The organism is Nonomuraea sp. WAC 01424 (assembly GCF_003947315.1).
GTDB classification, from domain to species: Bacteria; Actinomycetota; Actinomycetes; order Streptosporangiales; family Streptosporangiaceae; genus Nonomuraea; species Nonomuraea spiralis.
In genome coordinates this window covers 296,513-314,890 of record NZ_QHHZ01000012.1, presented here as the reverse complement: position 1 = coordinate 314,890, position 18,378 = coordinate 296,513, and the positions used below count along the sequence as shown (strand labels likewise).

The following is an 18,378-nucleotide window of genomic DNA, read 5'->3' as shown; positions in this document are numbered from 1 at the left end:
ATCACAGAATGACACGGGGAGATCTCACTCCGGAGCTCCTGCATTCCTCGTCCTGGACGGACTGGCTGGTGCAGTCGGCGGGCATCCCTGTGCACGACGTGCCGCTGGTGTCGGTGGGGGGCGGGCTCGGCTCGTTCACCCTGGTCGACGTGCTGCGCATCCGGGGCGTGCCGATCCCCGCCCTGCGCGTGCTCTCCACCAGCGACACCCCGTGGCAGACGTGGGAGTACCTGACGCGCGTCTCGCAGTTGCCCGCGCACGAGCGCATCCGCTCCGACGCCGGCGCCCGCCCCGACAACATCTGGGGTTTCCCGTCCTACGCCGTCCAGGAGGCGTGGCAGGACGGCTCGTTCGGGCCGATCCTCCAGGTACTCGCCGAGCCGCTGTTCACCGACTTCTACAGCCCGCGCGCCGGGCTGGTCACGCAGACCTTACGACGCGAGGCCGACCGCATCGGCTACTGGCACATGCTGGCCAAGGGCCAGGTGCGCATGGTCAGGAAGCGGCTGGGCGGCGGGTACTTCACCGTGCTCACCCCGCCGCCGGGCAGCTCGCCGACCAAACGGGTGGTGCTGCGCTCGCAGTACGTCCACTTGGCCGTCGGCTACCCGGGGCTGAAGTTCCTCGACGACCTCCAGGAGTTCCGGCAGGCGCAGGGCGAGCGGTACCGGGTGGTCAACGCGTACGAGCCGCACGAGCACGTCTACGACCAGTTGCGCAAGCGGCCCGGCGTGGTGGTCGTGCGCGGCGCCGGGATCGTGGCCTCGCGGGTGCTCCAGCGCCTGATGGACGACCGGGAGCGCTACGGCCTGCACACCCAGATCGTGCACCTGTTCCGCACGTACGTGGCCGGCCCGCACGGCCCCGGTGTGTTCATGCGGCGCAAGGGCGGCGACGGCTGGGCCTACCAGGCGTTCACGATGCCCAAGTCGGCCTTCGGCGGCCAGCTCAAGGCCCAGTTCAGAAGAGCCTCGCCCGAGCAGCGGGCCAGGATCTCCGCGACGGTCGCCGGGACCACCACGCCGAAGCTGGCCCGCTGGCAGGAGCAGATGCGCAGGGGCCGGCAGGGCAACTGGTACCACCCGACGCAGGCCGTGGTCGACCGCATCGAACGGGCCCCCGACGGCCGCCTGGTCACCCACACGCGCAGCGTCGACGCCGCCCCCATGCAGTACGCGTCCGACTTCATCATCGACTGCACCGGCCTGGAGGCCGACATGCCGGAGCACCGGGTCCTCGACGACCTGCTCAAGCACGGCGGCGCCCAGCCCAACAAGGCCGGCCGGCTGCGGGTCGGCCCGAACTTCGAGGTGCTCGGCGCCGAGAGCGAGGGCGGCGTCCTGTACGCCTCCGGCGCCGCCACGGCCGGCAACCACTTCCTGGCCGTGGACAGCTTCCTCGGCATGCAGACCGCGGCGCTCGACATCGCCGCCGACCTGACCAGGCGCGGGTTCTGCAAGGGGCTCGGGCCGATGCGGTCCACCGCCCAGTGGCTGAGGTGGGCGGCCAACAGGAGGCCCGCTTGATCCCCACGCTGGCCGGGCGGTTGCAGACCCGGCTGTTCACGCTGGCCACCGTGGGGGCGGCGCTGACCGCGCTGATCACCCTGGTGTTGCCGATGTCCTTCAAGGACGCCTATCTCGTGCTGCTGGCCGTCGCCGTCGTGGGCGCCGGCTGGGAGCTGCTGTACCACCTGCTGATGCAGTTCCGCTGGGACAAGGACTGGCCGACGCTGTTCGGGCTGGTCACGGCCGTGCCCGAGGGGCTGCTGATGTGGGTGCTGCTGGACCGCGGGCTCGTTCCAGGGGTTGGGGGCCCGGTCCGGGCGTGGGCGTTCGCGGTGATGTTCGCGTTCGTCTGGCTCGGCCAATGGTTGTTCGTGAACGGGCCGATGCGGGTGTTGTTCGTCGACTGGCGGCTGCGCGGCGGCCGCCTGCTCTGATCACGGATCTGATCACGGAGGGGCAATGGGGGGCGTCGAGCTGGCTCGACCTCTGTACTTCTGGCTCGGGTTCCTGGCCACGGTGGCCGGGGTCGTGCTGCATCTGCCGATGTACCTGCACGGGGCCGACATGCACTACCGCCTGGCGGGCATGCCGATGGACCTGCCGATGGCGATCGGCATGGCGCTGATCGTGGCCGGGCTGGCCGTCACCGCGTACGGGCTGATCCCGCCCGGCGCGCTGACCGCCAGACCGGCGGCCGAGGTGCGGGTGCGCGCCTTGGACGACGCACGGATGCGACCGGCCCACATCGGGCTGATCGTGGTCATGTCGGTCGCGGTGATCATCGATGCCATGAAGCCGATCACGCTCGGCTTCGTCGCCCCCGGCATGGCCAAGGAGTACGGGCTGAAGTCCGCGCTCAACCCGGCCGGCGAGCTGCCCGTGGCGCTGCTGCCGCTGGCGGGGCTCACCGGGACGGTGCTCGGCTCGTTGTTGTGGGGCTGGATGGGCGACAAGATCGGGCGCAAGCCGTCGATCCTGTTCGCCGGGGTGTTGTTCATCGGCACCGCGATCTGCGGCGTCATGCCGGACTTCGAATGGAACCTGGCCATGTGCGTGGCCATGGGGCTGGGCGCGGGCGGCATGTTGCCGATCACGTTCTCGCTGCTGGCCGAGACGATCCCGGCGCGGCACAAGGGCTGGGTGATGGTGCTCATCGGCGGCAACCTGGCCGTCGCGTACCTGGCGGCGAGCTGGTTGTCGGCGTCGCTGGCGCCGACGTTCTCCTGGCGGGTGTTGTGGCTGGTCGGGCTGCCGACCGGGGTGTTCCTCATCCTGCTCAACCGTTTCATCCCCGAGTCGCCGCGCTTCCTGCTCGCGCACGGCCGCGACGCCGAGGCCCGCGCGGTCCTGGCCAGATACGGCGCCGCCGTCACCCCCCAGGACGCCGCCGAGGACGCGGCGCGGGACGTCGAGCGGGTGGAGGACGAGCACGCGGGCGGCTACTCGCGGCTGTTCCGCCGCCCGTTCACCGGGCTCACGGTCGCCGTCGTGGTCCTGGGGCTGAGCATCGGCCTGGTCACGTACGGCTTCCAGCTCTGGATCCCGTCGAACCTGCAGAAGCTGGGCCTGGACCAGCAGACGGCCGACCGGGCACTGCGCGACTCGACGTTGCTGGGCCTGCCGCTGATCTTCATCTCGGCCGCCATGTACGGCCTGTGGAGCGCGAAGAAGACGATCGTCACGCTGTCCGCGCTGGTCGGGGCGGCGCTGGCGGTGCTGGCCTTCTCCGGCGAGACGCTGGCCCAGGACCGTACCTGGTTGTACCTGCTGCTGGCCGGGCCGATCGTGGGGACGGCGACGATCGCGGCGGTGCTGGCCGCGTACAGCTCGGAGATCTATCCGACCCGGGTGCGCTCGCGCGGCTCGGGGTTGTCGGCGGGGATGGGCAAGGCCGGCGGCGTGGCGGTGACCGCCGTGCTCGTGGGCGGCGCCGCGGCGCCGTCGATCGGCACGACCGCGCTGCTCGGGGCGGTCCCGCTCATCCTGGCCGTGGTGGCGGTGCTGGCCTTCGGGGTCGAGCCGTCGAAGGGCGCGGCCGACGATCCGGCCACGCCCGCCCCGGCCACCACCGGGGCCTGACGCTCACGGGACGCGCGCCGGGGCCTTCACCAGGGCCCCGGCGCTCATGGGATGCGCGCCACGGCGCCGTACGGGCTCGACGAGCTCGGCCGGTCGGCGCAGGCGGCGTCGGGGTCGCCGGGCCGCCACTCGGGGACCCACACCAGCCCCGGATCGACCAGCACCAGACCGTCGAGCAGCGCCGCCACCTCTTCCCTGCCGCGGATCGCGTGTCCGGGCAGCGTCATGGCCAGCAGGTCGCGGATCGCGGGCAGCAGCTCGCCGGGCACGCCGTCGAACGTGGTCTGCAGGAGCGTCAGGTAACTGTCGTCCGGCGCCACCTGGCGGAGCCGCTTGATCACATAGTGGACGTACTCGTCGTCGTTCAGGCTGTGGGTGGACAGGAGCAGCACGGCCATGGGGCGGTCCCAGTCGAGGAAGCCGCGCAGCACCCGGTCGTCCAGTACCGCGTCGATCTCGCGTAGATCGCCTTCGACCACGCGGACCAGATCGGTGGTCGGCTCGATGGTGGCCCGCGCGCCGGCCAGCACCATCGGGTCGTTCTCCACATAGACCACCCGGGCGGGCGCGCCGCCGAGGCCGTCCATGGCCACGTCGTGCAATTGGCCGCCCGCGGGCAGACCGCTGGGCACACCACTTCCCACAATGACGAACTGGTCCACGCCTTCGGCCGCCAGATGACGCACCACGCGGACCAAGAACTGAAGGACCGCCCGTGCCGCGGTGGTCGTCACGGAGGCGGCCAGGTCATATCGGCGTACCGCGTCACGGTCCGCCGAGAAATTGTTCTTCCCGCCCGCGGCCGCGTCGAGCACACGGGTGATACTCGCTCGGGTCATCTCCAGCTTCGCCAAGTTTCGGATGGCACGCTGACGCATTGAGTGTTGCCCCTTTCCCCTCGCCCACATTCTCGGGAAAAGCTGATCCTTTCGGACCCCACTCGATGACCCAGACCATATGATCCTCGTTGCACGCCGGAAGACAACAGGAAAAGCATGAATTCTCTGGAAATATGCGTTACCGGAATGGCGCACTGATCATTTACCGGTCGCTCGACCGGTGGCTGACTACCCAGGAAAGATCATTTTCCGATCGAGCGCGAGAGGCGTTCGCGGTGGAACTCCAGCACCTCGTACGTCTCCTCGCGCGTGGTGGTCGTCACCGACAACTTCGTGAACGCCTGGTGGTAGGTCTCGACCTCGGCGGCGTCGGTGATCAGCTCGTCGGACTCGATGCCGTGGGCGCAGGCCACGTCGGGCTCGAACGCCTCGGCGAAGCGCCACAACGTGAACGGGCCGGTGCGCGGCACGTACGCGGGGTCGTCGAGGGGCACGACGTGCAGTGAGACGTTGGGCCGCTTGGCGTGGTCGATCAGCAGGTCGAGCTGGCGGAGCTGGACGTGCGGGCCGACGATCGAGCGCAGCAGCACGGCCTCGTCGATCACCGCCCACAACACCGTGCCGCTGGCCGCGGCCAGCGCCTCCTGGCGGGCCATGACCAGCGCCAGGGCCTCCTCCACCGACGACTGGCCGAGCGTGGCCGGGCCGGTCACGGTGAGCGCGGCCCGCGCGTAGTCCTCGGTCTGCAACATCGGCGGCACGAACTGGGTGTGGTACGTGCGGATCACCGTGGCCCGCTGCTCCAGCGCGTACGCGGCGGACAGCCAGACGGGCACCGACTGGGCGTCGTACCAGGCGGTCTCGCGCTCGCCCCTGGCCAGCGAGAGGACGTACTCGCGGATGGGCGGGGCGGCGACGCCGTAGAGGCCGAGCAGGCGCTCGACCGTGATCGGCGCGGGCGCGATGCGGCCCTCCTCGATGGCGGGGATCGCGGCGGCGCCCTTGCCGAGCGCGACCTCGACCTGCTCGACCGAGAGCTGCGCGCCGGCGCGCAGGCTGTAGAGCCGCTTGCCGAGCGCCCGGCGCTGCGAGCCGTTGAGCGGCGTGGCGGCGTCGGGGATCTCGGGGGCCGGCTCGGGCTCGCCGGACAGGCCCTCGGCCCGGCGCGCGAGCTCGACCACGCCCCGCAGGACGGACAGCGAGCCCTCGGACAGCCCGGAGGCGGACAGGCCGATCGAGGCCGCCCGCAGTTGCAGGTCCTCGACCGCGCCGGACTCGTAGTGCTCGTCGCCGACCAGCCAGCCCACGCTCACCTGGAGGCAGGAGGCCAGCGCCCGGAGCACCTGAAGGGTCGGGTTGGTCTGCTTGCCCGTGCGCAACTGGCTGACGTAGGCGCGCGTGATGGGGATGCCCGCCTCGGTGAGGGCGGAGGCGACCTGGGCACCCGTGAAGCCGCGCTTGGTCAGCGCGAGATCGAGCCGTTCGGCGAAGTTCGCCACGGCGCACCTCCTACCGCCCGTGAACTTTTCCAGCCTAAGGTACGAGACCCCCACTGTCCCCTGCCACGCCGGCAAGCTCTGCCCGGCGGGTAGGTATCAACTTATTCGCAAAGTGTGAGTTGACATAGCCCCTCTTTCCAGCACAGTATCGGAGCGCGTGGTAACTGAGGCTTAACAGCCCGGACGATTCGCAAGAGTCTCCGGCGAGGAGGTGGCCGGACGTGACCATCGGTTCCCCCGACAGCTCCCGCTTCCTGGAGGATCCGGTCTCCCGGGGTCAGGAGCAGGTCGTCCGGCGCATCTGCGCGCGTGTCGCCGGGCCGCTGACGGGCCGTGACATCAATGTCGCCGGGCTGCCGCTCGGCGGGGTCGAGATCTGGCTGGACAACCCGCGCCACCGCTGGCGCCTCTACCACGGCATGGCCCGCGAGCTGCGGCTGGCGGGCTGGCACACCGAGCCCGGTCCCGACCGGCTGCTGCTGCTCGGCTGGAGCCCGGTCTGCCTGAGCCACCGCGCCAGGATGCTGGGCGCGGCCCTGTCCGGACGGCTGGCCGACTTCGACCGCACGTCGTTCGCGGCCGTCATGATCGCCACCCGGCTGCGGCACGAAGGGCTGCCCGCCGCCAGGCTGCCCGCCGAGGTGGTGTCCCGCTGCCGCGACGCGCTGCGCTGGCCCGCCCGGCTGGCCGATCTCGACGGCCTCGAACGCCGGTCCACGCTGGAGCCGATCCGGCTCAGGCTGGCCCAGGTGGCCGGGCTGGAGTCGAAGGTGAGCCGGCGCTGCGCCGAACACCTCGCGCTGGCCTCCAGGGTCGCGCGCACGGTGGCCGGCGGCGTGCCGCCCGCCCGTTCCCGCGCCTCCGGGCCCCGCGCGGGGCTGACGGAGCGCATGGTCTGCGTGAGCGTGCCCAACCGGGCGTCCGCCGCGCCGGCCGCGCTCGACCCGGGGGCGGCGCGATGACGTCGATCCCCCTCCCCCGGCGCCGGGCCTCGCCGCCCGCCGGCCCGCCCGCACCTCGTGCGGCTCCGGTGGCGGCCCTCATACGGCCGGCTCCGGCACCACCCCATCCCTCCGGCACCGTGCGTCACGTGCTCGACAAAGTCGGCGCGGTGCTGCCGGCCAGCGCGGTAGCGGCTGGCGTGCTGGCCAACTCAAGGGGTGGTGCCTGGGGCCGGCTTTCCTCGCGGTCGCCCGCCTGCGCTCAGGCGGCGGCCACCGCGATCGCGGCGTCCGGCGTGCCCGCCGCCGCGATCGATGCCACCGGCGCGGGGGCGCCGCCGGGCGGGACGCTCGGCGTGACGGGCGCCACTGCTCTGATCGACCGCCCCCCGCTGGGGCAGGCGCCCGCGCGCGCCCCCGTGCCGGTGGCAACGACGTCCGCGGGCCGGTTCCGGCCCGCGTCAAGCAGATCCGCGATCGACAGGAGTGATCATGCTCACCGACGAGGTGTCCAGGCGGCAGCCGCACGAGGTGCACGCGCGGGGCGCGCGTCCCTCGCCCCCGGAGCCCAGGAGCGAGGGCCGGGACGATCCGGCGCCCGTCCAGGCCCCGGCGCGCACCGTCCACCGGCTGCGCCGGATCCGGCAGGTGTCCGTCCAGGCCATCGGCGAGATCGATCAGGCGCTGGCCTGAACGCCATGCCGAAAGTCCTCGATCCCGGGGGTGTGGAATGAGCCGTGGCCGGGTGGGCGTGATCGTCGCCCCCGCCAACCCCTCGGCGGAGCCCGAGCTGACCCGCCTGCTCGGCTCACGCGCCGACATGCACGTCACCCGCTTCCCCGTACACCGGAACGTGTCACTCGCCGAACGGCTGGAGAGCTACAACCACGCCCTGCCCGGCATGGTCTGCGCGTTCGACGGCCTGCCGCTCGACGCCCTGGTCATGGCGTGCAGCGAGTCGCGCTACCTGCTGGGCCCCGACGACGACGCCGACCAGTGCGCGCGGTTGTCGGCCTCGACCGGCGTGCCGTTCGCCTCCTCCACGCAGGCGACCAGGGAGGCGGTCGAGCACGTCGGCGTGAGCGACATCGTGCTGGTCTCGCCGTACCAGCCGTGGCTGACGGAGCTGGCCGAGCGGTTCTGGAAGACGGCGGGGCTCAACGTGACGCAGGTCGTACAGGTGCGGGCGGCCAAGGGCGGCTACTCCTCGTACGCGGTCACCCCGGCCGAGCTGATCACCCAGGTCGAGCGGGCCGAGCATCGGCGCGACGCGGTGCTGCTGTTCACCGGCACCGGCATGGCCACGCTGCCCGTGCTCGGGCCGCTCAGCGCCGGCAACGACCGCACGCTGCTCACCTCCAACCTCTGCACCGCCTGGTGGGCCCTGTCGCACGCCATCGGCGAGCCCGTCACCCTCACCCGCGTGCCCTACCGCCGCCACATGGCGGAGCAGGGGAGGCGCCCCGCATGAACGGCGTCATCGTGGTCGGAGCCGGCCCGGCGGGGCTGACCGCGGCGCTCTCGCTGGCCAGGGCGGGGATTCCGGTCACCGTGCTGGAGCGGGAGAGCGAGCTCGCCGTGCAGGCGCGGGCCTGCACCTTCCATCCGGCCACGCTCGACCTGCTCGACGAACTGGGCGTGGCCTCGCAACTCGTCGCCAAGGGCCGCGTGGTCGACCGGGTGCAGTGGCGCGACCGGTCGGGGATCGTGCTGGCCGAGATGGGCATGAACCGGCTCAACGGCCTGACCAAACACCCGTTCAGGATCCACGCCGACCAGGCCGCGCTCACGCCGCTGCTGCTCGCGGCGCTGTCCGCCTACCCCGACGTCGACGTACGCTTCGGCACCCGCGTCGACGGGGTCTCCGAGGGCGGCACCGGCATCCGGGTCCGTGTCGGCCACACGTGGGCGCGGGCCCGGTACATGATCGCCGCCGACGGCGGCCACAGCACCGTACGCGGCTCGCTCGGGTTGCCCTTCCCCAGGTCGGCCTACCCGATGCAGGCGCTGCGGGTGTTCACCGACTCGCCGCTCGACCGGCTGCTGCCGAGCCTGGGGCCGCTCACGTACGTCCGCGACGTGCAGCAGTCGTGCACGCTGCTCGCGCTGCCCGACCACTGGCGGATCATCTTCAAGATCCCCTGTGACGCCACCGAGCCGCTGTCGTCGCCGAACGTCTCGATGCTGGTCCGCCGCGCCCTGCCGGGGGCCGGCGGGCCCATCCACGTGACCGGCGCCGACCGGTTCGGGTTGTCGAGGGGCGTACTGACCTCCTACCGGTGCGGACGGGTGTTGTTCGTCGGCGACGCGGCGCACCTGACCTCCACGGTCGGCGGCCTCCACATGAACGCCGGCATCCACGACGCCGTCGAGGTCGGCCAGGTGATCGCGGCCGTGCTCGGCGGTTTCGCGCCGCCGACCGCGCTGGAGGCGTGGGCGTGGCGGCGGCGGGCCGTGCTGCTGCAACGGGTGATCCCGCGCGGCGAGACGCGGCCGGCCGGCGTGCGCGAGCGCGACAGCGCCCGGCTCGCCGCGGCGATGGCCGGGCTGCGCGCCATCGCCGGCGACCCCGAGGCCACCCGCGCCTACCTGGCGCAGGCCTCGCTGCTCGACACCGTACCCGGCTCCGCCGGCGGAGCCCGGCCCCGCTGAGACCCTTGAGGAGGTGTGACACCGCATGTGGCGAACGCTCTCGGACGAAGCCCGCCAGGCCATACGCGAGATGTGCGACACGCATGGCTCCCGCCTCTACGACTACTGCCGCACCGAGCTGGCCGCGGGCGACGCCGAGCAGGCCGTCGCCGGCACGCTGGTGTCCGCCCACCTCTACGCGGACCGGCTGCCCGACCCGGCCCTGCACACGCCCTGGCTCTACGCCCTGGCGCGGGCCCACCGGGCGTTCGTGGCCAAACCGGCCAGCATCGGCTCGTGGTCGCGTCCCGGGCGGATGTCGGAGCTGCTGCCCGAGGCCCTGCTCTCCCTCGACCGCCCGCTGCGCGAGCTGCTCGACCTGTCCCTGCGCCACGGCCTGTCCGACACCGAGCTGGCCACGGTCTTCAGCCTGAGCCCGGACGAGATCCGGTCCGTCGTGGCGCGGGCCTCCGACGGGCTGGAGGGGTGGTTCGCCGCGATCATCGCCGCGCGCGGCCGTACCGGATGTCCTGATCTGACCACTCGGGTGGCGGCCTGGGTCACCTCGCCGGGCCGCCGGGCCCGCGCCCGGATCAGCCGCCACATCCAGGGCTGCGCCGCCTGCCGGGCCGCGCCCAGGACGATGTCGGCCGCCGCGCTGCTGCGCCGGCTGCCGATCGCGGCACTGCCCGGCACACTGCCCAACCGGTTCGCCTCGGCCCAGCCGCTGCCCGGAGAGAGACCCCTCTGGCGGGCGGACGGCTTCCCCGTGCTGGCACGCACCCTGGTGGAGCCCCTCGCGGCCCCGCCGGGCGTGGAGGCAACGCCGATGCCCCCGGTCGCCGACCCCACGACGGCGACACCGGGAAAGCCCTGGTCGGCGGCGGGCGCGGCTGCCGCCGACCAGGAGCATCCCGGGCGTACGGCGCGCGGGCGGCACCCGTTCACGGCGACGAGCCGTACCCGGGCCTTCCGCGGCGGGGTGCAGGGCGACAAGCTCGTCTACGGCGACCGCGCCGAGAGCGGCCTCAGCGGCACCGTGGTCAACGGTTCGGTCAACGGCACGGCCGGCGACGGCGACGCACCCCCCGGCGCCATGATCATCCGGTACGGCGGCCTCGGCTGGAACGGCGAGTCCGGCGACCTCGACCGGCTGCCCGGCGAGGCGCAACCCTGGCAGGAGTTCTGGCGGGAACAGCCCGAGGAGCCCGAGACCGAGACCGAGGCCCCGATCCGTACGGTGGCCAGGCTGGGCCTGCTCCTCGGCGTGGGGCTGCTGGTGGTGGGCCTGGTGTGGGCCGTGCTCAACGCCCGCGACCATCCCGCGACGGTCACCAAGGCGGTCACCAGGGCGGCCGCGCAGTCGAGTGTCCCGGCCGAGAGCCCGACACGGTGGGCGGCCCCCGTGGGCGCGGCCGCCGGCTCCGACCTGACGTCCCTGGACCGGAAGGCCGACCTGCCGAAGCCGGCGCCGCCCACGGCCCGCCTGTCGCCGCGGTCGGCCGCGCTGGGCTCCGGGCGCTCCGGGGCCTTCTCCCTGTCGTGCACGGGCACCTGCCGGGTCGTCTCGGCCGTCGGCTCGCGCGGCATCGTCGTCGACGGCACGACGTACCGCGTCACGGACCCGCGCTCGCGCCCCGCCTGCCCGGGCGCGCCGGACGTGCGCCGCGGCCGGATCACGATCGTGTGGTCGGGCCGGGCCACCGGCGACGGCCTGCGCACCGGCGGCACGGTGACCGCCGGCGGCACGCTCACCCTCAAGGTCGGCTGGACCATCGCCAGGGACAAGGGTGTGCGGCGGCTCGACTCCGGCGGCGTCCACTGGAGCAACTGCGGGTGAGGCCCCGGACCGGCCGGGGCCTCACGCCCTGTCAGAAGAACTGGAACCCGGGCTCGGGCTCCGGCAGGTCGAGCTGCTGCGGTCCCCTGAACCGCGACAGGTCCTTCGGCACGTCGGCCAGCGGCGTCCCGAGCACGAGCGGCACGGCGACGCTGCTCCTGGCCAGGTCGACGGTCACGTTCGCGCCGGTGCCCTCCTCACTGGTGTAGGTGGTGTCGGTCCCGGCCAGCACCAGGCCGATCCGGTGGCCCTTCCTGAAGGTGTAGTCCTGCGGCAGCGTCAGCCACTTGACGGTCCCGTACGTGCCGGCGGGCAGCGGCGTGGCCTGGCTGAGCGAGTCGCGGTTCTGGACGTCGATCCAGCCGCGGGCGACGATCTCCAGCGGGCGGGTGGCCACGTTCGTGGTGACCTTCTTGTAGCAGGCGTCGTCGGCCGCGGTGCTCTCGCCGTGGCAGTCCTCCTCGGTGAGCGTGGTGACGCCCTGGCCGCGCCGCCAGTCGACGCGGGTGTCCTCGCCGACCTGGTCGAGCAGGGCGGTCAGGTTGGCGGTCGGTTTGTCGAGTTTGACCCGCAGGTCGGCCGTCGGGGCGCCGGACAGGCGCAGGTCGAGCGGGAGCGCGCCGGTGGTGAAGGCCGCCCGGCCCGGCTGCGCCGTGCCGACGTCGGCCACCATCTCGGTCTCGCTCAGCGCGAGGTCGGTGAAGGTGGCGGTGCTGTTCTTGGGGGCCTTGAGCAGGCCGAGCGAGCCGTCGGGCGCGGGCCGCAGCACGGCCTTGAGCGCGTACGGGGCCGGCCAGTCGCGCTGGGTGATCCACTGTGTCGGGCCGAGCTGAACGTCGGCGCGGGGCTCGTTCGTGATCCCGTTGCGCACGCCGTGCAGCCAGTAGTCGAACCAGCGGTGCAGGGTGTCCACCCACAGGTCCCTGCGGCCCTCGAAGTCGAACGGGTCCACGTGCTGGTACTGGCCGACCCAGATCTTGCGCGGCACGTCGCGCTGCGCCAGGGCCTGCCACCAGGCGGAGAAGTTGTCCGGCCGGACGTTGAGGTCGTTGACCGTGTGCACGACGAAGACGCTGGCCTTGACCTTGGAGGCGTCGCCGAGCAGGCCCTTGATGTAGTCGCGCTCGTTCCAGAAGGCGTTGTAGTCGCCGGTGTCGTCGCCGTCCTCGGCGTCCATGCGGTCGCGGACCGCCTGGCACTTGGCCTCGGGGTCGGTGTCGACGTAGTTGGTCAGCCAGGAGGCGTAGTCGTAGTTGTAGACCACGCCGTTCGAGCGCTGGTACTTGTACCAGGAGCTGATGGCCGAGATGGGCACGATCGTCTTCAGGCCCTCGACGCCGGTGGCGGCCACGGCGTTGGCCAGGGTGCCGTCGTACGACTTGCCGATCATGGCGGCCTTGCCGGTGGTCCAGTCGGCCACGGCCGGGGTGCCGTCGGCCCTGAACGCCTTGGCGCGGCCGTTCAGCCAGTCGATGACCGCCTTGCCGCCCAGCACGTCGGCCTTGCCGCCCATGTCGGGGCAGCCGTCGGACCTGGTGGTGCCGAGCATGTCCACGTTGAGCACGGCGTAGCCGCGCGGGACGAAGTAGTTGTCGTAGAACAGCGGGAACTTCGTGACATTTCCGGAGGCGTCGTATTGCTTGCGCTCGCCCTCGTTGCCGCGCCCGGAGTTGTCGTAGTACGGACTCTCGTCGATGATCACGGGCACCTTGAGACCGGGACCGGACTCCTTGGGACGGATGACGTCCACCCTGACCTTGTCGAGCGCGCCGTCGAGGTCGCTGTCCACGGTGGACTCGACGTACACGTGCTCGCGGACGGCGTCGGCGTAGGAGAAGACCGGCTGCGTACGGCCGTTCTCGACGGTTATCTTGGGACCGGCAGCGGCCTGTGCCGGGGTCGCGATCGCCAGGGTGAGGGCGACGGCGAAGAGGGCCGGGCGTAATTGTGGCACGCGTGACCTCCGTGACGGGTGTCGTAATTTCCTCCGCAATCTCTCATTCGCCCCCGGAGCTGACAAGATCCCACTATGGACGTACAGGACCGGGTCCGTGGCTGTCTGCTCGGCGGCGCGATCGGTGACGCGCTGGGGGCGCCGATCGAGTTCCAGTCGCTGCGGGAGATCCGCAAGCATCACGGCCAAGAAGGCATTTCCGGATATGTCGCCACCTGGCGGGGAACGACCGGGCTCGTCACTGATGACACGCAGATGACCCTGTTCACGATCGAGGGCCTGACCCGCCGTACGGACGCGGACGGGGTGGCGGTCACTGACGTGCGTGAGGCGTACCTGCGGTGGCTCGACACCCAGGAGCACAAGGCGCCCCCGCCGGCCGACCGCCCGTACCGGACGGGGGCGCTGCGCGAGGAGGGCTGGCTGTACTCCCGCCGTGCCCCGGGCAACGCCTGCCTGTCCGGGTTGCACCACCCCTTCCCGGGCCCGTCGCCGCTCGGCACGCCCGGCCCGGTGAACCCCGGCTCCAAGGGCTGCGGGACGGTCATGCGCTCGGCGCCGTTCGGCCTGACCGCCCCGTACGACGCCCGGGCCGCGTTCGAGTTGTCGGCGGCCTGCGCCCAGATCACCCACGGCCACCCGACCGGCTACCTGGCCGCGGGCGCGTTCGCCGCGATCGTCGCCCGCCTGATGACCGGCGAACCGCTGGAGGCGGCCGTCCACCACGCCCTGGACCTGCTGGCCGGCCACCCGCTGCACGAGGAGACGTCCGACGCCCTGCGCGCGGCGCTGGCGCTGGCCGTCGGCGGCGAGCCCACCCCCGAACGGGTCGAGTCTCTGGGCGGCGCGTGGGTGGCCGAGGAGGCGCTGGCCATCGGCGTCTACTGCGCCCTGGCCGAGCCGTCGCCCGAGCGGGCGCTGCTGCTGTCGGTCAACCACTCGGGCGACAGCGACTCGACCGGCTCGGTCTGCGGCAACCTGGTCGGCGCGCTGCGCGGCGCCGACGCGCTGCCGGCCGCCTTCCTGAGACCGCTGGAGGGACGCGACACGATCGAGCGCCTGGCCGCCGCGCTCCTCTAGGCTGGAGGCCCTCCACCCGGACGGAAGAGATCGCATGCGAAACGTCGCGCGGACCTCGCTGGTTGACTCCGCCATCGAGGAGCTCCGCAAGGAGATCACCAGTGGCGCGTGGCCGGTCGGGACGAAGATCCCGTCCGAGAGCCGGCTCGCCGAGATCCTCGGCATGAGCCGGCTGTCGGTGCGCGAGGCCGTACGCGTGCTGGCCCATGCCGGGCTGCTGCAGACCAGGCAGGGCGACGGCACGTACGTGACCGCGACCGACGAGTCGCAGGTGGCCCTGCGCCGGCGGCTCGACCGGGCGGCCGCGATGGACATCATCGACGTACGCCGCGGGCTCGACCTGGTGGCCGCCCGGCTGGCGGCGGTCAAGCGCACCGGCGAGGACGTGGCCGCGATGCGCGAGGCGCTGGCCCGGCGCGAGGCGGCCGCGCGGGCGGGCGACCTCGACGGGTTCGCCGACGCCGACGTGGACTTCCACCTGCTGGTGGCCGACGCGGCCCACAACGCGCTGCTGGCCGACCTCTACCGGAGCATCCGCGACGCGCTGCGCGACAGCGTCAGGGACAAGGAGCACGCGGCGCTGGTGCCGGACCGTTCGCACGAGGACCTGCTGGAGGCGATCGAGGCGGGCGAGGCGGCCAGAGCGGTCGAGGTCTCGGTCGCCCTCCTCGACGACCAGGAACGCGACCTCTGACCCGCCCCCGCCCCCGAACGGCGGTGGACGGGGTGGTCAGCCGCCGATGACGAGCGTCTCCCCCGGTCCGTCCTGCGCGGGCGGGCCGGGGTCGGCGGCCTTCCGGTTCGTACGCCGTGACGCCCTCCACGGGCGGGGCAGCCGCATCGCCGCGAGCACCACCAGGGCCCCGCCGACCGCCGCCAGCACCAGCGTGTACCCGGGAACCCACCCACCTGGCGCCCCCACTGCCGAACCCCCTCCAACCGCGCTGTCTCCGACAAGCTGGACCGGGGTGGACTTGCCCGGAGGGAAGCCCGGCGGGCGGACGGCGCCCCAGGGGTCCTTGCCGTCGCCGCCGAGCGTGGCCACCATCTCCGGCGGCACCGGGTTGACCAGCAGCCGCCCGGGGACCGTGAGCGTGCCCAGCTCGTACGGCGCGAACCACCCCTGGACGCCCTCCACCTTCCACACCCCGTCGGGCACGACCACCGACGTGGCGTAGTGTCCGGCCTCCGGCAGGGCCGTGCCGTCGAAGGTCAGGACCTTGCCGTCGCCGCGGGTGAGGCGCAGGCCGACCGGGTCGAGCTTCCCCACGTAGGGATGTGTGCCGTGTTGCAGCACCCAGAACCCCACCGTGTACGCCTTCCCGCCCGCGAACTCCTCCGGCGGCGGATCGAGGTAGGTCACCGCCCACCCGCCCAGGACGGACGCGGAGACCGGGGCCTCCCACCAGGCGAACGCCAGCACGGCCACCACCAGGGCCAGAATCCTCTTCATCACGCACCTCCGACCTCCATACACCGGACCGCCCCGCGAGGTTCCGGGCCCGCGCCAGCGGATCAGCGCCCCGATCGCCCGCGCGACAGCCTCGGGCTGCGACTCGGGCAGGAAATGGCCTCGGGGGTGCGGCAGGCCGCCAGGTAGGCGGCGCGGACGTCGGGCGGGATCGGCGCCGCGCAGCGACGCCCACAGGTCGAGCACGGGGACGACGTGCCGCCAGGCCGGATGGGTCTGGGGGAAGTCGTGGAGCAGCAGGACGGGCGGCCCCTCGGCGCCCGAGGCGACAGGCAGGCCCGACACCGTGTGCCGGCGGAAACCGGGGACAGAGACGGCCATGCCCCGGAACGATGCCAGGCGGGTGCGACATTTTCCGGTACGGCGAGCACAATGGAGTCAGCACGGAAAAGTCAGGGCGACAATTCGGAGGAGCGAGGAGGCTTACGCCGTGTCCGCCGCCGGAGGCGAATATCTGACCGCGATGCTCGACGTTCTGGTTTACGAGAACGTATTGGTCGCGTGGCGGCGTGTGCCGCCCGGCGGCTACATGATCGTCACGCATGAGGGCGAGGAGGTCCGGCTGACCGCGCAGCAGGCCGGGATGTGGGCGCAGGGCGCGTTCGCGGTTTATCTCGCGCTGGTGGATCAGGGCCGGATCACTCCGCGCATCCCCGGTGACCCGGCGACACGATAAGCAGCGCCCGAACAAAAACCCATTTTTCCGGATTTATCGCTACGCACACCATGACCCGCCGAACCGGCCGGAAGTCAAACCGGTTTTCTGGCGCGTCCGAGAATGTGCGGAAGGCTCGGCGTCGCGGGCGACGGGCGGAACGCGAACCGTTCGCGTTCCTCGACCACCAGGCCGCTGTCGGTCATGGCGCGCTCGGTGTCCCGGTTGGGCCGGCAACCGCCCGCCAGCCGCCGCCACAACGGCGTCACGAGGTCCTGGAGCAGCGCCGCGACCGTCCGCGAGGAGCGCACGTGCTCGTAGAAGCGCACCTCGCCACCGGGCCTGAGCACCCGGGACACCTCGCCGAGCGTCGCCCGCTGGTCGGGCACCGAGCACAACACCAGCGAGAGCACGACGGCGTCGAAGGAGGCGTCCTCGAACGCCAGGTCCGCGCCGTGCCCGGCGACCACCCGTACGGGCACCTGAGCCGCACCGGCGGCGCGCACGGCGAGCTCCCGCAGCACGTCCTCCGGCTCGACGGCGACCACTTCGTGCACGGTCGTGGGGTAGTGGGCGAAGTTCATCCCGTTTCCCGCGCCGATCTCCAGCACCCGCCCGCTCAGCCCGGACAGCAAGCGCCGCCGATGCCCGGCCACGCCCCGCCGCTCCGCCTCGGCGCTCATCCGCTCGTACGCGCGGGCGAAACGGGGGTTCTGGAAGCGCGACAAGTCCTGCACGCCACCCACGCTAGCCCGCGCCCGTACGCGTCGCGCGCCGGGACGGCCCGTCACGAACGGATGAGCCGGGCGGATGAGCCGGGCGGAGGACCTGGGCGGAGGACCTGGGCGGAGGAACCAGGCGGAGGAGCCGGGCGGAGGAACCGGACGACGGCGCCGGGCGCGCCGTGCCCGGCCCTCGATCCGGCGCGGCGGCCGGACGTGGTCCTGTTCGCGCCGGTCAGGACGCCTGGTTGTTCATGAAGCGCGAGATCAGCCAGTGGCCGCCCTCTTGCGTGAGCACGAAGAGCTCGCGGTAGTTCGTGTCGCCCTGCTTGCTGGTCGAGCGCGCGATGGCGTCCTTGCCTCCGATGGTGCGCGTCTCGTCGATGGTGTGCGTCGCGCTCTTCAGGTCGTTGCCGTCCTTGAGCTGCTTCTGGAAGAGGGTGCGGATGGCCTGCGCGCCCGTCGCCGTGGCCTCCCCGTCCATGGCCACCACCGCGTCCTCGGTGAACGTCCCCACGACCTGCTCGACGTTCCCGCCCTTGAGGGCGTCGAAGTAGTTCTGGACGGCGGCGCGCGGCTGGGTGGCGGGCGCCATCGTGGCCGTCCCCGTGGGCGAGGCGGTCTCGGTGCCGGTCATCGTCTCGGTCGGCGACTCCATGCCGGTCTCGGTCTCGGAAGGCGTCATCATGGTGTCGGTCGGTGTCGCCGGACTGGCCTCCCCCTTCATCGCCTGCGTGTTGCTCCCGGCGGAGCAGCCCGCGACTAGGACGACGGGAACGATCGCGGCAAGCAGGAGTGCCCTGCGCTGAGAAATCTTGCTCATGGCCGGGTTGATGCCCCCGCCCGTCGTCACCGAATGCCCGGTTTATGCACTCCGCACGACCCCTTTACCTGGACCCGGTATTACTCACGGTAACGGTTCACTGTCATTGGTGAGACCGGTCAGAGCTGCGATCGTTGCCGCACCGAGACCGGGAGGGGAAGGGGCACCTATAGCGTCCCTCCAGTGCGGCCAACACAGGCGAACCCCGAGCCACTGCCCCAGCGCGAGGACGCCGAACGCTGCGCCAGCGTCCGGTACGACCGGAGGTGCGTCCTGCCCGCGGCCCACCGGACCCCACACGTCTACCCGCCGGTCGAGAGCGTCTAGAGCCGCGTC

At 72.3% G+C, this 18,378-nt stretch carries 18 protein-coding genes; 12 read left to right on the top strand and 6 right to left on the bottom strand.

Annotation, left to right across the window (positions count from 1 at the left end; genetic code table 11):
* Positions 1 to 8: 8 nt before the first annotated feature.
* Genes DMB42_RS32115 through DMB42_RS32105 form a run of 3 tightly spaced genes read left to right on the top strand, consistent with a single transcriptional unit; the run spans position 9 to position 3,587 of the window.
* Positions 9 to 1,526 (top strand): hypothetical protein, encoded by a 1,518-nt coding sequence (locus tag DMB42_RS32115; protein ID WP_125640087.1) that lies wholly within the window; start codon positions 9 to 11, stop codon positions 1,524 to 1,526.
* Positions 1,523 to 1,942, top strand: a complete 420-nt coding sequence (locus DMB42_RS32110; RefSeq protein ID WP_125640084.1) for a hypothetical protein — start codon at positions 1,523 to 1,525, stop codon at positions 1,940 to 1,942. The genes DMB42_RS32115 and DMB42_RS32110 overlap by 4 nt, the downstream gene beginning before the upstream one ends.
* A gap of 25 nt (positions 1,943 to 1,967) precedes the next feature.
* The gene (locus DMB42_RS32105) at positions 1,968 to 3,587 is read left to right on the top strand and encodes an MFS transporter (RefSeq protein WP_125640081.1); all 1,620 of its coding nucleotides are present in this window, start codon (positions 1,968 to 1,970) and stop codon (positions 3,585 to 3,587) included.
* A gap of 44 nt (positions 3,588 to 3,631) precedes the next feature.
* On the opposite strand, the gene DMB42_RS32100 is transcribed toward DMB42_RS32105, so the two are convergent.
* Positions 3,632 to 4,426 carry an SAM-dependent methyltransferase gene (locus DMB42_RS32100; protein WP_125640078.1) on the bottom strand — a complete coding sequence of 265 codons (795 nt, stop codon included), beginning with the start codon at positions 4,424 to 4,426 and terminating at the stop codon, positions 3,632 to 3,634.
* Between the two features lie 242 nt (positions 4,427 to 4,668).
* The gene (locus DMB42_RS32095; protein WP_185844961.1) at positions 4,669 to 5,925 is read right to left on the bottom strand and encodes a Scr1 family TA system antitoxin-like transcriptional regulator; all 1,257 of its coding nucleotides are present in this window, start codon (positions 5,923 to 5,925) and stop codon (positions 4,669 to 4,671) included.
* 221 nt (positions 5,926 to 6,146) lie between these two features.
* Here DMB42_RS32095 and DMB42_RS32090 point away from each other — a divergent pair, with 221 nt between their 5' ends.
* The 5 genes from DMB42_RS32090 to DMB42_RS32070 all read left to right on the top strand — a co-directional run bounded on the left by DMB42_RS32090 (position 6,147) and on the right by DMB42_RS32070 (position 11,337).
* Positions 6,147 to 6,887, top strand: coding sequence for a hypothetical protein (locus DMB42_RS32090; RefSeq protein WP_125640072.1), 741 nt, complete (start codon positions 6,147 to 6,149; stop codon positions 6,885 to 6,887).
* 471 nt (positions 6,888 to 7,358) lie between these two features.
* Positions 7,359 to 7,559 (top strand): hypothetical protein, encoded by a 201-nt coding sequence (locus DMB42_RS32085; protein ID WP_125640069.1) that lies wholly within the window; start codon positions 7,359 to 7,361, stop codon positions 7,557 to 7,559.
* 37 nt (positions 7,560 to 7,596) lie between these two features.
* The gene (locus DMB42_RS32080) at positions 7,597 to 8,337 is read left to right on the top strand and encodes an arylmalonate decarboxylase (protein ID WP_125640066.1); all 741 of its coding nucleotides are present in this window, start codon (positions 7,597 to 7,599) and stop codon (positions 8,335 to 8,337) included.
* The gene (locus DMB42_RS32075) at positions 8,334 to 9,518 is read left to right on the top strand and encodes an NAD(P)/FAD-dependent oxidoreductase (RefSeq protein WP_125640063.1); all 1,185 of its coding nucleotides are present in this window, start codon (positions 8,334 to 8,336) and stop codon (positions 9,516 to 9,518) included. Before DMB42_RS32080 ends, DMB42_RS32075 begins: the two co-directional genes overlap by 4 nt.
* A gap of 25 nt (positions 9,519 to 9,543) precedes the next feature.
* On the top strand, positions 9,544 to 11,337 hold the full coding sequence (locus DMB42_RS32070; protein WP_125640061.1) for an RNA polymerase sigma factor: 1,794 nt from the start codon (positions 9,544 to 9,546) through the stop codon (positions 11,335 to 11,337).
* 31 nt (positions 11,338 to 11,368) lie between these two features.
* Here the strand turns inward: DMB42_RS32070 and DMB42_RS32065 are convergent, their stop codons facing one another.
* Positions 11,369 to 13,291, bottom strand: a complete 1,923-nt coding sequence (locus DMB42_RS32065) for a Xaa-Pro dipeptidyl-peptidase (RefSeq protein WP_125640058.1) — start codon at positions 13,289 to 13,291, stop codon at positions 11,369 to 11,371.
* A 75-nt stretch (positions 13,292 to 13,366) separates the two neighbouring features.
* Between DMB42_RS32065 and DMB42_RS32060 the strand changes: the two genes are divergently transcribed.
* A complete protein-coding gene (locus DMB42_RS32060) occupies positions 13,367 to 14,371 on the top strand; it encodes an ADP-ribosylglycohydrolase family protein (protein WP_125640054.1) in 1,005 nt (334 codons plus the stop codon).
* A 34-nt stretch (positions 14,372 to 14,405) separates the two neighbouring features.
* Entirely contained in the window at positions 14,406 to 15,065 is a 660-nt protein-coding gene (locus DMB42_RS32055) for a FadR/GntR family transcriptional regulator (protein WP_125640052.1), read from the top strand.
* Positions 15,066 to 15,101: 36 nt separating this feature from the next.
* Here DMB42_RS32055 and DMB42_RS32050 read toward each other — a convergent pair whose 3' ends face one another.
* Complete coding sequence (locus DMB42_RS32050) at positions 15,102 to 16,163, bottom strand: hypothetical protein (protein ID WP_125640049.1); 1,062 nt, start codon at positions 16,161 to 16,163, stop codon at positions 15,102 to 15,104.
* A gap of 109 nt (positions 16,164 to 16,272) precedes the next feature.
* On the opposite strand from DMB42_RS32050, the gene DMB42_RS32045 reads away from it, so the two are divergent.
* On the top strand, positions 16,273 to 16,518 hold the full coding sequence (locus tag DMB42_RS32045) for a hypothetical protein (RefSeq protein ID WP_125640046.1): 246 nt from the start codon (positions 16,273 to 16,275) through the stop codon (positions 16,516 to 16,518).
* A 74-nt stretch (positions 16,519 to 16,592) separates the two neighbouring features.
* Here DMB42_RS32045 and DMB42_RS32040 read toward each other — a convergent pair whose 3' ends face one another.
* Both DMB42_RS32040 and DMB42_RS32035 read right to left on the bottom strand, forming a co-directional pair.
* Positions 16,593 to 17,234, bottom strand: coding sequence for a class I SAM-dependent methyltransferase (locus tag DMB42_RS32040; protein ID WP_125640043.1), 642 nt, complete (start codon positions 17,232 to 17,234; stop codon positions 16,593 to 16,595).
* A 220-nt stretch (positions 17,235 to 17,454) separates the two neighbouring features.
* Positions 17,455 to 18,042 (bottom strand): nuclear transport factor 2 family protein, encoded by a 588-nt coding sequence (locus DMB42_RS32035; RefSeq protein ID WP_125640040.1) that lies wholly within the window; start codon positions 18,040 to 18,042, stop codon positions 17,455 to 17,457.
* Between the two features lie 183 nt (positions 18,043 to 18,225).
* Between DMB42_RS32035 and DMB42_RS53520 the strand changes: the two genes are divergently transcribed.
* The gene (locus DMB42_RS53520) at positions 18,226 to 18,369 is read left to right on the top strand and encodes a hypothetical protein (protein WP_185844960.1); all 144 of its coding nucleotides are present in this window, start codon (positions 18,226 to 18,228) and stop codon (positions 18,367 to 18,369) included.
* Positions 18,370 to 18,378: the final 9 nt, after the last annotated feature.

Bases quoted from the DNA above. Each gene is read 5' to 3' on its own strand.
- DMB42_RS32115 (WP_125640087.1), top strand. From the start codon at position 9: ATGACACGGGGAGATCTCACTCCGGAGCTCCTGCATTCCTCGTCCTGG.
- DMB42_RS32105 (WP_125640081.1), top strand. From the start codon at position 1,968: ATGGGGGGCGTCGAGCTGGCTCGACCTCTGTACTTCTGGCTCGGGTTC.
- DMB42_RS32075 (WP_125640063.1), top strand. From the start codon at position 8,334: ATGAACGGCGTCATCGTGGTCGGAGCCGGCCCGGCGGGGCTGACCGCG.
- DMB42_RS32060 (WP_125640054.1), top strand. From the start codon at position 13,367: ATGGACGTACAGGACCGGGTCCGTGGCTGTCTGCTCGGCGGCGCGATC.
- DMB42_RS32085 (WP_125640069.1), top strand. From the start codon at position 7,359: ATGCTCACCGACGAGGTGTCCAGGCGGCAGCCGCACGAGGTGCACGCG.
- DMB42_RS32080 (WP_125640066.1), top strand. From the start codon at position 7,597: ATGAGCCGTGGCCGGGTGGGCGTGATCGTCGCCCCCGCCAACCCCTCG.
- DMB42_RS32100 (WP_125640078.1), bottom strand. From the start codon at position 4,426: ATGACCCGAGCGAGTATCACCCGTGTGCTCGACGCGGCCGCGGGCGGG.
- DMB42_RS32055 (WP_125640052.1), top strand. From the start codon at position 14,406: ATGCGAAACGTCGCGCGGACCTCGCTGGTTGACTCCGCCATCGAGGAG.
- DMB42_RS32070 (WP_125640061.1), top strand. From the start codon at position 9,544: ATGTGGCGAACGCTCTCGGACGAAGCCCGCCAGGCCATACGCGAGATG.
- DMB42_RS32035 (WP_125640040.1), bottom strand. From the start codon at position 18,042: ATGAGCAAGATTTCTCAGCGCAGGGCACTCCTGCTTGCCGCGATCGTT.
- DMB42_RS32050 (WP_125640049.1), bottom strand. From the start codon at position 16,163: ATGGCCGTCTCTGTCCCCGGTTTCCGCCGGCACACGGTGTCGGGCCTG.